General features: G+C 41.3%; 7 protein-coding genes. 5 read left to right on the forward strand and 2 right to left on the reverse strand.

Going from position 1 to position 15,565, the window contains the following annotated elements:
• Positions 1-26: 26 nt before the first annotated feature.
• Together FGG15_RS18130 and FGG15_RS18135 are read right to left on the reverse strand one after the other, a co-directional pair.
• Positions 27-1,148, reverse strand: a complete 1,122-nt coding sequence (locus FGG15_RS18130; RefSeq protein WP_138838994.1) for an amidohydrolase family protein — start codon at positions 1,146-1,148, stop codon at positions 27-29.
• 16 nt (positions 1,149-1,164) lie between these two features.
• The gene (locus FGG15_RS18135; RefSeq protein ID WP_138838996.1) at positions 1,165-4,299 is read right to left on the reverse strand and encodes a DUF5107 domain-containing protein; all 3,135 of its coding nucleotides are present in this window, start codon (positions 4,297-4,299) and stop codon (positions 1,165-1,167) included.
• A 400-nt stretch (positions 4,300-4,699) separates the two neighbouring features.
• Between FGG15_RS18135 and FGG15_RS18140 the strand changes: the two genes are divergently transcribed.
• From FGG15_RS18140 to FGG15_RS18160, 5 genes are all read left to right on the forward strand, one after another.
• Entirely contained in the window at positions 4,700-5,623 is a 924-nt protein-coding gene (locus FGG15_RS18140) for an EamA family transporter (protein WP_138838998.1), read from the forward strand.
• A 354-nt stretch (positions 5,624-5,977) separates the two neighbouring features.
• Entirely contained in the window at positions 5,978-9,028 is a 3,051-nt protein-coding gene (locus FGG15_RS18145; protein ID WP_138839000.1) for a SusC/RagA family TonB-linked outer membrane protein, read from the forward strand.
• Between the two features lie 43 nt (positions 9,029-9,071).
• Positions 9,072-10,568 carry a RagB/SusD family nutrient uptake outer membrane protein gene (locus FGG15_RS18150; protein WP_161992001.1) on the forward strand — a complete coding sequence of 499 codons (1,497 nt, stop codon included), beginning with the start codon at positions 9,072-9,074 and terminating at the stop codon, positions 10,566-10,568.
• Positions 10,569-10,699: 131 nt separating this feature from the next.
• The gene (locus FGG15_RS18155; protein WP_161992002.1) at positions 10,700-14,020 is read left to right on the forward strand and encodes a CRTAC1 family protein; all 3,321 of its coding nucleotides are present in this window, start codon (positions 10,700-10,702) and stop codon (positions 14,018-14,020) included.
• A gap of 35 nt (positions 14,021-14,055) precedes the next feature.
• Positions 14,056-15,552 (forward strand): DUF4832 domain-containing protein, encoded by a 1,497-nt coding sequence (locus tag FGG15_RS18160; protein ID WP_161992003.1) that lies wholly within the window; start codon positions 14,056-14,058, stop codon positions 15,550-15,552.
• The last annotated feature ends 13 nt before the right edge of the window (positions 15,553-15,565 follow it).

Genomic DNA, 15,565 nt, shown 5'->3' on the forward strand with positions numbered 1-15,565 from the left:
CCTACGAAAGGAAGAAGTTGAAAGTGCTATCCTTGCCACCCATTTGGAAATAGTTTTCTGGCATTTGAATAATAGATTTTGTCCACAACCTCCCTGGGTAATGAAAGGCCACGGACAGGGTCATTTAACTGTGGAACATAAAAGAGTTCATCGGTATTGAAATATTTCCAGTCATTTTCCCAAAGTTCCTTTATTTTTCTTTCCAATTCCAAGGGGTTTGAGTTATCCGATTCGCCCAAATCCGTGCCGTAAATAACCCGGTCTTGATATTTTATAAAAAAGTCCCGCACTTTTTTTCTGTTTTTCTGTGATTGATGCTGGGTGTGGCTCATGCGCTCTGCCAAATCAACATGGGCATTGGGAAAGCGATCTAAGAAATTGGAAACCTCTTCCACATCCCACTCCAAGCTGGCCATATGCACCGCAATCATGGCAAAATCCGGATTCTTGACCAATCGATTGTCCCTATGGTCGATCTGATCTTGATGTGATGGCTGCTCCGGGTGTAGGAACATATGATACTTAGGGTGGGCCTTAAAATAGTCCCTATCGTTTTTAACGGTCATTGAATCTAGCGGTAACCAGCAATTTAACGGTTCTCCAGCATGACTTAGCCAGATTTTGCCCTGGTCTTGAATAAAATCAAATACCGCATCGAGTTGAGGGTGGTCCAAGAAGATTAAATCACCATTGTTGTCCCGATATTCCATGCCGATATTTTTCCATGTTTTTACCGAATTGGCTCCTTTGTCAAAATCCAGTTCAAGTCGCTCAATAACGTTTTTGGACCAGTTGGGCTCATTCCATCCCTTAAGTGAAAATGCAGTGCCAAAATCAAAAATATCAGGGTGATTTTCTTTTTGTGCCCTACTTATTTCTTGCATCCGCTCAATTTGGGAGGGTCCTGAATGGTCCACCGTTACATTCAATAATTTAAAATTATTGGTACGGGCCAGATCAATGAAATTTGTGTTAAGTGTACTTATATGGACATGGATGTCGATTTTTGGGACAGATTTAAAATCGTCCATCGTATAGTTCTGATTCAATTCAAGTTCGGCCGAGTTCCCTTCTTGATTTTTTTTCTCCTTACATTGAACAAGTGTTAATGACAGTATTACAATCAAACTGCCCAGATAATTCTTCATTTGATATTGGTTTGGATTATTTATTAATACTTTCAAGGAAATTGGTTAGCATTTGAAACTCATCGGTTTTTGGATTACTGTTTATTAGGTTCGCAAAGTACACGGCATCTTGAATTTCACCCTTAATCCTCGCTTTTACCCATTGATGGACAATGTTGTCAGTGTCCTCTTCCAATGCCTTGTTCGCAAGGCTTAGGGCTTCTTTAAGACCATTTTTTTTCTGGATGGCCAAGCATTGGAGCAACAGCAGGGAGTTTTTATCAATTTTTGGGTCGAACCCGTGATTTATGACCCTTTCATTATATCTTTTGGCTCTTTTGGAGTTGCCTAATTGTTCGTAAGAATACGCCAAAATGGAATTTTCAAGTCTCTCATCGGGGTCGTAGGGCTTACCAGCCCCCAAACTTAATGGCCAAATCAAGGCTTTTTTTGCATGATCGATAGCGGAATGATAGTCTTTTGTTTTTAGTGCCTTGATGGCAAGTTCAAGATGGGCCTGACGATAAATTTTCCTTCCTTCTGTGGCCCCTTCAAAAGGAATGACCTCAAAGTCCTTTAAGAATTCCAAGCTCTCCCTGGCATTATTTGATTTCAGTAGGGCTTTTGCATATCGCATGCCCAATATCGAAAGCTCATGGTTTTGATCATAACTGCCCTTGGCGATTTTGGCCGCTTTGGCAAATTCCTTTCTTTCAAAATAGTGGTCTATCAGGAATAGGTTTACCCTCCAGTTGTTTGGGGCAATATTTTTGGCAAATTCAATGGCCAGCCCAAACTCCTTGGGCTCATCCTTGAAAAGTTTGGCCTTTGCCAAGTAAAAAGGTACAAATTCCGGTTGGTTTCCGCACTGGCGCATTAATTTTTTGGCCTCCCCTATTCTTTCTTTTTTCCAAAGTATGAGTGAGGCATAGTACTTGAGGCTCCAATGGTCGGTGAGTTTCATTAACTTTTGGATGGCCTCATAGGTTTCCGCCCTGTAGGGAAAAATAAAATAAGGTGAGGCATTAACTGTGGCGTTGAGCCATTCGGTTTGGTTTATCCGATCCAAGCTGGCCAACCATAAGAGTACTTTGGCGTTCTTGGGGCTGGATCTTAAGATATTTACGCTTTCAGACCTTAGTCCATAAGTCTTGTATTTTAGGGCTAGGTCTATAAACGATTCCTCTTTAAGTTCGTTGGTGATCAGGGAATTAAGATCTATCAAATTTTCATCATCAATCAATGATCGTTCATGGGTGGCAAAGGTGCTGGTATTATCTAAATCGGATATTTTGGACAATACTTCTTTGGCGGGCCCAAGTTTGTTTTGTAGCCTTAGGGAAATGGCTTTGATCTCCAGGGCAATGATATTACCTTGGTTAAACGCCAAAGCTTTATCGCAGAGTTCAATGGCCTTGTGGTAATTTTCCTCAACAATGTGACGTTTCGCCATTTCGGTATAAGCGGCCGTTCTGTATGCCGTTGACTGGGATGCAATGGCAAAACCGCCCATAGCATTTGAAAACTGCTCTAATTTGCTGGAAATTAGCCCAAAGATGTAGTTGGCTTCTGGATCATAGGTGTTGATGGCCAGGGATTTTTTCGCGTACTCCAAAGCAATGTCATATTGCATCATTCGATAATGATTATAAGCCAAACGGTTAAGTGTGGGAGAAAAGGCCGGGTCCAGTGCTAGGCTTTTCAGATAAAACTCCTGGGATAGCTGCAATGGTCTGTTCCCGTTCTTTAGACCGGCATACTGTTTCTCACTTTCAATTCCTTTGGTGAACATGCCAACGGCTGAATTCCAATCAAAGTCCTCGTTGGGATGAATTGGGCGATTCGTGATTAGATGTTTTTTGTTTGAATAGTACTGTAAGAGACTATTTCCCAGGGTTATTTCGAATTCTTGGTTATGTGGCACCTCAATGTCCCAGGTATACAGCTCAAGTGGTTCAAGCTTGATGTGTCTTGATAAGTTCTTGTTGAATGATTTTATGGACAGGCTGGTATCTAGAGGTGCCAGAGCACTCAATTTTACCCTTATATTATCATTGTCCAATTGGGTAACGTTAAGAATGGCATGTTCAGTGGCCATTACCATGCCCCCTGTGTTTACCAGAGGAAAGTAAAGTTCCGAGGACAGGTCACTGTCGTATGGAGTGAATTCTCGATGCTTGAAGGGTGTCAGGCTGCTCTTTTCCATTGCCTGATTGAAGGTGGACCCATTTTGAAATTCGATATATTGTCCTTTTGTATCGGTCAATAGGTTCTCCCAAATCATACCTTCCCCGGAAAGCCCCCATATCCATATTTTCCTCCCTGGCATTTTATCGAAGTCTCGGATGTTTCCAAAACCAAAATTGTCATCATGCCAATAACCGCCCATAAAGTTGGAATAGCTATTGACCACGTGATAAGATTTATAGGTGCCAAAATTGTTTTCTTTATAAAAGGAAATGTCCTTGCCGTTTTCATAAGGCCAAGTGCCCACTTCACCTGAATGACCGACGTAATGGTCCCCTGGATAGATTAATTCAAGGTCGCCCCCCGCTTTGGCAGCGGCATTGGAGTAATGGTAATGGGTAACGGGCAAGTTGGTGGTATTGAACCATGACGAGCGAACCTCAAAAAAGGCTTTGTCTTTTTGAAGATTGATTTCGACATTCCATTTAGTGTTGGTGTGTAAGTCCAAAGCACCGATAATACATGAAACACTTCCATCCCCATTCTCTTTGGTTAGATAATCTTGTGGAGTCGAACATGTTGAGGTGTGCCCCATTAAACCAAAATTGAACTCAAGCCCGCCAGAAGTCCAAGGCCCTCTTTGGGCCACATCCCTAAACTTTACCACATCATTGAAATATATGAATTCGCCTCCTGTGGATTTTTCTATGGCCCCCCATATTTTACCCCCCACATCCGTGTTGATATATACTTGGATATAGTCATTTTCCAAAATTACCATGTTCCACTTTTTTTGAATGCTTTTATTGGTAAATCCGTCAAATCGAAAATAGGGGTAGTTCTTTTTGATGTCCGGTATGGGGTCGGGGTCAGAAAACATATATGTTTTCATTGGGATTTTCTTTTCTGTAATTGTGGCTTTTTGAGTCCAAACGGAGAGTGTAAAGGACATAAAGCTCAAAAAGAAAAATACTTTACTTTTCATAATCTAAAATAATGACGCATAAAAATAATTAAAAATAACACAATAGAAAGAAAAAATTAGTTTTTATACTTTTGTATTCTTATTATATTGTATAATTTTCTATTTTGTGTATTATTACAATATGAAAATAACTATTTGGTATAATAGGTGTTTGTTGAAAATTATAAACTTGCCATAAGAAATAGGTTAAATAGAGCCAAAGATGTATTTGAGTTTTCTTTAAGTCTGACGATGTTTTCTTGATGGTATAAAGGATTGATCCGTTTCCAAGTTGGCGCTTTGATAAAAAAAAGAAAATTAATAAGGATTGAGGCTGTATTATCTCAATATAAATAGTTTTGGGCAGCTTTAATGCGTAGTTCGTATCACTTTCAACAATTAATTCTTTTGTGACAAACTTATGAAGGGAAAAAGACCGCAACCATGGCTAATATACGCCTTGACCACAATGATGTTTTGGGGATTTTGGGGCGCTTTCACAAACGTTCCTGCCCAAAATGGTTTTCCGGATACTTTGATATATTGCGTATGGGCCCTTACAATGCTGGTACCCACGGTTTTTATATTAAAACGGTCCAAGGCTAGAATACAGCTGGATAAAAAATCATTGCTCTATGGGTTTATAGTTGGTTTTCTTGGGGCTGGGGGCCAAATGGTCCTCTTTTATAGTTTGACCATTGGTCCTGCGTATTTGATTTTTCCTATAATTTCACTTTCTCCGGTGGTGACCATAGTGCTTTCTTTCTTCTTGCTTAGAGAGCGTACCGGGTGGATGGGCGCTATTGGTATTTTATTGGCTATGATTGCCTTGCCTCTTTTTGAATATTCTGAGAACAACCCTGACAATGACAATGGGACCCTATGGTTTATTTTGTCGATTATCATTTTAATCGCATGGGGCGTGCAGGCATTTTTCTTGAAGCTTGCAAACCGTACCATGCAGGTGAGCAGTATATTCTTTTATATGGCCATTGCCGGTATCGATTTGATTCCTGTGGCCATCTATATGACAGACTTTTCCCAAGAAATAAATTGGGGAATTAATGGACCTTTTTTAGCCGCAGGAATTCAAATACTTAATTCTGTTGGTGTCTTATGCCTGGTTTATGCGTTTAGAACAGGTAAGGCCATTGTGGTTTCGCCATTGACAAATGCTGGAGCCCCATTGATCACCACCGTGATATCAATGCTATTTTTAGGTCTTGTTCCCGGGTGGGCAAAAATTACAGGAATTTTGTTTGCCGTGACAGCTACTTTTTTGTTGGCACTGGATTCGGAAAAAGTGGATGGCGGTAATAATGATTTCAATCAGCCCCTAAAGTAATAATCCGGTCATACGGATTTTTAATGGAGGCCCTTGAGGGCTTTCGGCCCAAAAGCTTTTGTCTTGGCAAAACGAAAAATTCCCTTCTGGGATTTTTTTGACATTGAACATCCCCTTTTTGCCCCATGTCCGTCTTCTTTATGTAAGGCCTCAAACGAAAGGGCAATGCTGTTCAAACCTTGTCGTATACATATTTTTTGGTTAATTCCAGTTAATATTTTCTTTTTATTTAACAAAAAGAAGAAAAAATAAGTTGTTTTTTATATAAAACCTTCATATTATTGTGTAAAATTGTTTTAAACTTACGAAACATTATTTTTATTGAATGAATTAACTAACTAAACTTATTAACTAATGAAATTGACTAAAACTTTCCTGGTAATTATTGTATTTACTTTATTTACCAGCTTTGAATTGGTTGCTCAGGTTTCAGTATCTGGAAAAACTACCGATGCTGGCGACGGAGCTCCATTGCCAGGGGTGAATGTGGTGATTAAAGGTAGCGCAGTTGGCGTTACGACTGATTTTGATGGAAATTACACGATACAGGTCCCAAATGGAGATGCTGTATTGGAATTTTCTTATGTGGGCTATGAAACGCAGTCATTTGTTGTTGGGGGAAAATCTTCCATTGATGTATCCTTGCAAGAGCAACTTGGCTATCTTGATGAAGTGGTTGTTGTCGGCTATGGATCGGTCAAAAAAAGGGATTTGACCGGTTCAGTCGTGTCCCTTAGCACGGCAGAAGTAACCTTGGGCGGGGCTGTGTCTTCAGCAGCCCAGATGATCCAGGGTAGAGCCGCTGGTGTAGAGGTTTCTGCCAATGATGGGGAACCGGGTCAGGCATTGAATATTGTTATTAGGGGGAATACCTCAATATCCAATAGCAATCAACCCCTATATGTGGTCGATGGGTTTCCTTTGGATCCTGGAGTTTCAATTTCCCCGGAAGATATTGAGTCCATTGATATATTAAAGGATGCGGCCTCAGCGGCAATATATGGTTCGCGGGGCTCCTCAGGTGTTGTTTTGATAACAACTAAAAAAGGTAAAGCTGGAAGAACCGATATAAATGTTGACATATCAACCGGTATTCAATCCATTATTGGTTCATTGGAATATTTGGATTGGGAGGATGCGGCAAGGATTACCAATGAGTTGTATGCCTCCGGGCCAAATGACGGTAACCCATGGTACAGTGATGAGGATTTGGCCGTTTCTGCAGGAAACAACACCAATTGGATTGATGAGGTCACTCGGAACGCCACTGTTACAAATTATAACATCAGGGCTTCGGGAGGAAGCGAAAATTCCCATTTTTCTTTTTCAGGAAATTATTTGGGTCAAGAGGGAATAATAATCGGCAGCGAATTCACAAGGGCTTCGGCACGTCTTAATGCAGACCACAAGTTTGGAAATAAAACTAAATTGGCGGTGAATCTCTATTCCTCAAGGATAAAGGCCAATGGTGTTATCAAATCCCCTGGGTCCAGAAACCTTTCACCGTTTTATTCCACAATAATTAGGGCCGTGCCCGGCAGACCGGCGTACGACCCGGATGGATCGATTCATGAGGGAAATATATTTTCCAGGGATACCCAACCATTTTTGAACCCAATAGGATTTTTTACCACACGCATTAATGATAGGGAATTTTGGCGCAACTATGGCAACCTAACCCTTGATCATGAAATTAGTGATAATCTCATGGCAAGGTTAAATGCCGGTTATGACCGTAATTCAGGACAGACTTCGCAATATCAACCTGCACCTTATGCCGCAACAGGAGACGTGCCCAGTGGTAGTATTGATGCTATATCCCAGACAAACTATCTTTTGGAAGGTACCCTTATGTATAATAAAACTTTTGGGGAGGATCACGATCTAAATGTTTTGGCTGGTGCCTCAACCCAGGAATTTAATGGTTTCAGCTATGGTTTAACAGGGGAAGGGTTTCCGACGGATCGAACTTCGTATAACAATTTGGGCTCAGCTCAAAATCAGTTCATCAACAGTTCACAATGGTCCAGTAAAATAATATCGTTCTTTAGCAGGTTCAATTATAGCTATAAGGACAAACTTCTTTTAACAGCAACCATTAGGGGTGACGGAGCGTCCCAATTTGGTGAGAATAACAAGTGGGGATATTTTCCTTCGGTATCCGGGGCTTGGAGATTGTCGCAAGAGAGTTTCATGGAAAATTCCTTGTTCTCGGACCTTAAGCTAAGGGCTTCCTATGGTTTGACCGGTAACAACAACATTAGTCCATATACATCATTGGCAAGGGTAGGTGCGACTGATGCATATAGCTTTGATGGATCAACTACCTCAATAGGTTTGGGGCCCGATGGTGAATTTGCGCCTAACCCAAATTTAAAATGGGAGGTCACAGGGATGTTGAACGTAGGGCTTGACTTTGGTCTATGGGATGATAGATTGTATGGTTCCATTGATGTATATAAATCAGATACCGATGATCTAATTATTAGTAAGCCTCTTTCTGCTCCATCTACAGGTTTTCAATTTATCATAGATAATGTTGGGTCCATGACAAACAAGGGTGTGGAAGTTGTTTTGGGTGCAAAAATTGCAACTGGAGAAGACTTTAAATGGGACGCAAATCTGAATTTTTCAACCAATGACAATGAGGTTACGCAATTGGATGGGGACAACCCCATTAATATTCAGGTGGCAAGACAGCCCTATGGAGAGGTAGGTTCCGATGTGTTCAGACGAATAATAGAAGGCGGAAGAATAGGTGATTTTTATGGGTACAAATTTATTGGCGTTCTCCAGGAGGGCGAGACCTATGCCCCTCAGCCAAATAGTCTTAATGCCGGAACAGCACTCTATGAGGACGTCAACGGTGATGGGATCATAAATGGTGATGATAGGACGGTAATTGGTAATGCAAACCCTGATTTCACGCTAGGATTTAACAATCATTTTGAGTACAAGGGAGTTTATTTGGATATGTTCTGGCAGGGAGTTTTTGGAAATGATCTGTTCAATTTCAAGGCCATTGCATTGGATAGACAGTTAGGTGTAAATGCTGCAAAACGGTATAGTGATTTTAACACAACGGGAACCCTTCCCGGTGAGAACTGGTTTGATGGGGAATATGGATCTTACGTAAATGACTATTTTATTGAAGATGGCAGTTATATAAGACTTAAAAACATGGTGTTGGGTTATAACATCAGCACTGATAAAATATCTTGGATAAAAAATGTGAATATTTATCTGCAAGGTCAAAACCTTCTGACAATTACGGATTATACGGGATTCGATCCTGAGGTAAGCTTCAATTATTCAGGTACACAAAGCAGTATTAATAGAGGAGTGGATGATTTTGGTTATCCAAATTCCAGAATCTATTCTTTAGGTGTTAAGGCAACTTTCTAAAATAAAAATTGACATTATGAAAAATATGAAAAATATGAAAAACATGAAAAATTTTGTTTCGGTATATTTAATCTTGGCACTAGGTCTGGTTTCATGCACTGAAGAGCTTGCTGAAACCGTATATTCCGATTTGGTCGTTGAAAATGCATATGAAAATGAGTCGGATGCGGAAGGACTGATTTTATCGGTTTATGGTGCCCTTCGAGGTACCAATTGGGGAACGTACTATGAGTATGACTATCTGAACGTGAGCGAGCAGCCAACGGACACCTATGGTAGGGACCTATGGGGGGCCTCGGCCTTGGAATTGGGAACTTGGAACAACAATGAAGGTGAAATTCTAAATTTATGGGATGGCGCCTATAAGACTATTGGTGCCGCCAATTTCGCTATTTCCATACTAGAAGGTATGCCCATCGACGAATCTGTGAAGGCTGGATATATTGGGGAGGCCAAATTTTTAAGGGCCTTGGCCTATCATGATCTGGCCTTTAATTTTGGTGATGTAATATTGAATCTCGGGGAGACTAACGAGGATCTTCCCATAAGCTCACAAGCAGAGGTGATCGCTCAGGTCGTGCAGGATTTATCGGATGCGGAGTCTGTATTGGGCAATTCCTCCACTCCGGGTAGGGCAAGCCGCGGCGCGGCCCTGGCCTTAAGGGCCAAAACACATTTAAATGCCAAAAACTGGACCGAGGCTGCCAATGATGCTGCTGCGGTAATGGGATCGGGGGAATATTCCCTTCTCGCTAGCGTGGAAGATGTGTTTAATGTAGCCAATAAAGCTTCGGGCGAATGGATTTTTGCTGTAATGTCCACAGATGATGGGACAGGACCTGTTTCACAGATAGGATGGCATGCTCTCGCCGGAACCTATATTGAAGGGGGTTGGGGACGGATTTCAATTGCGGTTGATTTTTATAATTCGTTTGAACCTGGGGACACCCGAAGAAATTTATTGAACAACGGTTTTCAGGATGGACGGTTAAGAGATGACGATGGGCTGCCACGCTACTATGCTGCGGAAGGAACGCCGGAATATGATGAACTATCCTTGGATCCAGAAATAAGCTTGCGAAGTTTACCTGGTAACTCCGTGGTTTCCAGTAAATACTTGGGAGGTAATGACCGATTTGAATTTGCCAATGGGGATTTTGCGTACATAGGGGTCAATTACCCCATCTTAAGATACGCGGACATTGTATTGACCAGGGCAGAGGCGTTGAACGAATCCGGTAATTCTGGTGAGGCACTGACCTTGGTGAATGAAATTAGGTCGCGGTCCAACGCTACTCCATTACCAGATATGGGACAACAAGAATTAAGGGATGCCATTTTGGATGAAAGGGGCAAGGAATTCTTTTTGGAAGGTAAAAGAAGAATGGACTTGATCAGGAGCGGCAGGTATATTGAGTTGTGGCGGTCAAATTTGCAAAGTAAGTATCCTGACGAAAATTTCGGGTATCTAAATGAAGACAAAGTCTATTTTCCAATCCCACAGAAAGAAATTGATGCCAATGATCAGCTGGGCAACTAAGAGTTGGGACAAAGCTTTTACTTTGAGTTAGTGGTGTAGTGTTATGTTGTCAAAGCAATTAAGCCCAACAAGGCTTAATTGCTTTTGATTTTAGCGATTTTAGTACCAGAATGATAAAGTCCCGGAAAAATATGAAAGCAAGGATTAAGTATTATTTTCTCGTTTACCTTTCCATTGTGCTATACTGCATTTTGGGATGTTCCATCAATGAAGAAAATCAATTTACCATATTGGAACTGATGGATTCTGACCGAACTGGGATAACGTTCAGTAATGTTATAAAGGAGGATATCGAAGAAAACGTGTTCACTTATACAAATTTTTACAATGGGGGAGGTGTCGCCATTGGCGATATAAATAATGATGGTTTAGTAGATGTTTATTTGAGCGCAAACCAGAAATCCGGCAAGCTGTATCTGAATTTGGGGGATTTTAAATTCAAAGATATTACCAAATCATCCGGGTTGGACAACTTGAAAGGTTGGAAAACAGGGGTCACCATGGTGGATATCAATCAGGACGGGTTGTTGGATATTTATATGTGCAGGTCGGGAAATACGAAACCAAACTTGAGAAGCAATCTTTTGTTCATTAACAAGGGCAACAACACTTTTGAAGAGAAAGGGAAGGTATATGGTCTTGATGATTGGGGCACTTCTGTACAAGCGAGTTTCTTTGATTACGATCTTGATGGGGACCTTGATATGTTCTTGTTGAACCACGCCGTAAAGCCAGTCAAGGAAATCTTCAAAAATTTTCACGATCAAGATGTAGATCGATATACCGGGGACAAACTGTTCAGAAATGATTTGGGTTATTTTACTGAAATAAAGGAATTTGTAGGAATAAATCGCTCAAAACTGGGTGACGGATTAGGGGTCGCAATTGTTGATTTCAATCAGGATTTGTTCCCGGACATTTATGTCTGTAACGATTTTGCCGGCAGGGATTATCTGTACTTCAACAATGGGGATGGTTCCTTCAGCGAAAAGGCGTTGGAGTCATTGTCACATATCTCGTATTCATCAATGGGGGTCGATGCTGCTGACATCAACAATGATGGATGGCAAGACTTAATGGTATTGGATATGAATTCTACCACAAACCTTGGTAGAAAAACCAATATGGGGTCCATGGATCCCGAGGCATTTAATCTACTGGTGGGTTTAGGGGGTCACCGACAATACATGAGAAACACCCTTCAGCTCAATAACGGCAACGAAACATTTTCGGACATAGCTCCAATAGCAGGGGTTTCAAGTACTGACTGGAGCTGGTCTCCCTTATTTGTTGATTTGGACAACGATGGTCTTAATGATCTATTTGTGACCAACGGGATGAGAAAAAACACAAATAATAAGGATTATGAAAAGTATAAAGATAAAAGGCTCCTATCAGAATCTGTCAAGCCAAGTCCGAACTTTGAAGCTGTGGTAAAGGATATTTTGGACAGTATACCGGATGAAAAATCCGTCAATTTGGTTTTTAAGAATGAGGACGGCCTAACCTTTGGCAAAAGAAACAAAGAATGGGGAATATCACTCCCCTCATATTCCAATGGCGCGGCTTATGCCGATTTGGACAATGATGGGGATATGGATTTGATCATAAACAATATAGATGAAGAAGCCCATATTTATAGGAACAATGCAACTGAAATAACAAAAAACCATTTTATTAAAATAAAGCTGAAGGGGGGAGCAAAAAATATTAACGGGATAGGATCAACGGTAATGGTCCAGTCTGGAAACCAAAAACAGTTCAAGCAGCACTACGTGACCCGCGGATACCAATCAAGTGTTGATTATACTATGCATTTTGGGCTTGGGCAGATCAAAAAGGTAGATAGGATAGTGGTAAACTGGCCCAATGGGACATCCATCGAGCTTAATGATATTAATGCTGACCAATCTATAATATTGGAACAGCAGAGTTCTGGGGAAATTCCACGACAGGAGTTATCCAACTCCCCCATCTTTACAAAGGTAACGTCACTGTACGAACTTTACCATAACCACACAGAAAACGAACATGACGATTTTGGCACTGAAATTTTGTTGCCTCATAAAATGTCCACTTTTGGGCCAGCTTTAGCCGTTGGCGATGTAAACAACGATGGACTGGATGACTTTTATGTAGGTGGTGCCAAAGGGTTTGAAGGGGCCCTATATATTCAAACCGCAAATAGTAAATTCTTTAAAAAATATTGCGCGGGCATTGCCAGGGATAGTTTTTACGAAGACATTGACGCATTGTTTTTTGATGCCGATACGGACGGGGATCTGGATTTGTTTGTGGTCAGCGGTGGCAATGAAATGCCGCAGGGACATAAATATTATCTGGACAGACTTTATTTCAATGATGGCAAAGGCAATTTTGAAAGGTCAATCGGTTCTTTACCCAATATGCGTTCCAGTGGCGGAGTGGTAAGGGCCGCCGATTATGACAAGGATGGTGATTTGGACCTATTTGTGGGCGGGAGGCTGCTTCCAGGGAATTATCCCAAGTCTGGACGTAGTTATCTGTTGGAAAACAAAAATGGCAGGTACAAAGATGTTACTCACGATATAGCCCCTGAAATGATATCTCCAGGAATGGTAACGGACGCAGTATGGTCTGATTATAACAATGACGGATGGATGGATTTGGTGTTGGTGGGAGAATGGATGCCCATTACAATATTCGAGAACAGAGGTGACGACTTTGTCAAAATAGATGATGACCCGGTATTGAACAATAGTTCAGGATGGTGGTTCAATATAACTGAGGCGGATATAAATAGGGATGGCACGGTCGATTATATTGTAGGTAATCTTGGAGAAAATTATAAATATAAGACCACGGCCAAAGATCCATTTAGACTTTACTCAAAAGACTTTGATGACAACGGTTCCCTGGACATAGTACTGAGTTATGTTGAAAATGATACGCTCTATCCCCTACGCGGAAGATCTTGCTCTAGTCAACAGATTCCCGCCATAAAAGAGAAATTCAAAGATTATAGGTCTTTCGGCATGTCCAGTTTGGAGGATATATATAATAAAGATTCCTTGGAGCGTTCCGATGTGTATTTGGCCAAGACATTTTCCAGTAGTGTACTTGTCAATACCAGGGAAGGTTTTCAAATTGATGCGCTGCCCAAACTAGCACAGCTTGCGCCGGTTTTTGGATCTATTTATGATGATTTTGATGGGGATGGGATCAAAGATGTTGTTATTGCGGGAAACCTTTATAATTCTGAAATCGAAACTCCCAGAGCGGATGCCGGTCAAGGTCTTTTTTTAAAGGGGAATGGGGAAGGTGGGTTCATACCTGTCAAAGGCGTGGATTCGGGGCTTTTTATCACTGGGGACGTGAAAAAACTGAAAGCCATCCAACTGGGCTCCCAATCAAAAAAAGGGCTTGTTTCCGGGGTAAACAATGGACAAGTAAATATTTATCAGGTACTATAAAAATGCAAAAAACCGAACGATTAAGTGACAAAAGGATGAGGTTGATACCAAAAGTGGCCCTTTTTATTTGGCTTCTCTATTCCAGCAATATGTGGGCACAAATTGGCGAAAGTTCTTCCCAAAAACTGGTCGCTGTATACCCAGAGGAAAGTGATGAACTTTTGTTGAACCCAGGGGTTGGTTTTACGACTTTTCAAAGATTCAACGGGGATGAATTGAATGAAGGGACGGATTGGACCGAGGGTTTCCCCATCGAATATCAAGATTTTGATGGTAAGCTTGAAACTAATGATTATCCACAGACCACGATCGCATACCATAGGATAAATTGGCGCTTTTTGGAAACTGGGCCGGGACTTTACGATTGGGGCATTATAGATAAAGCACTTAGAATAGCTGAACAAAGAGGGCAAACATTAATGCTCCGTGTTTCTCCTTATGAGGGCGGAGACCTAAAGGATGTGCCCTCATGGTACAGAAAATTGACAGGGGAAGGAAAGTCGGATACATTGTTGAGCAAAAAATGGAGGGTAAATCCAGAGAATCCGGAATATCTCAAGTACTTCGGAGGACTAATCGAGGCTTTGGGTAAAAAATATGATGGTCACCCCCATTTGGAGGCTGTTGATATTTCATTTATTGGATATTGGGGAGAGGGTGATGGAATGCATTTGCTTTCGGACCACGTACGTGTTGGTCTCATAAACAAGTATCTCGACAATTTCAAAAAAACCCACCTTATTTTTCAACCCCTCAATGGCGATGCCCCAAGACCCGAATTACTTGTGAGGGGAACCAAAATTGCAGCCTATTGGCCAGATGGAACCAACAATGGTGAAGGTTCTGATATGCGTCATTTGGGGTGGCGGATCGATTGTTTGGGAGACATGGGTTTTTGGAACGATTTTTCCCATATGTTGGATGTATATCCCCAGGACATTGTTAGGAGCGGGATGAAGGACGCTTGGAAAAAAGCGCCCATTGCCATGGAAATATGTGGAACTTTTTTACGATGGCTTGAAAAGGAACAATATGACGAAGAGGTTGTTAATTACATTTTTGAACAGGCGTTGAAATGGCATGTATCCACTTTTAATGCAAAAAGCTCCCCTGTGCCCAGTAAATGGAATCCATTGGTCACTGAATGGTTGAAGAAGATGGGGTACCGTTTTGTTTTAAGGAAGTTTACCTACCCATCCAAGGTAGGGCAGCAAGGACAAATTATCATTTCGTCTTGGTGGGAGAACAAAGGAGTAGCCCCTATTTATAGGGATTATAGATTGGCAATCCGCTTAAAGGGCAAAAAGCAAACAGCAGTATTGTTTACAAGTGCTGATATAAGGAATTGGTTGCCGGGTGATGTGATTTTTGATGAAAAACTATATGTTCCCATTGATGTTCCTCCTGGGGAATATCGGTTAGAGCTTGCCTTAGTGGGTTCGACCGATCAAATACCAAGGGTTAAGTTGGCAAATAAAGGTGTTAATGAGGAGGGCTGGTACCCCATGGGAAAAATACTTGTAACGGACTGATACGATGATAGGT

The organism is Flagellimonas algicola (assembly GCF_005937185.1).
Taxonomy (GTDB): Bacteria; Bacteroidota; Bacteroidia; order Flavobacteriales; family Flavobacteriaceae; genus Flagellimonas; species Flagellimonas algicola.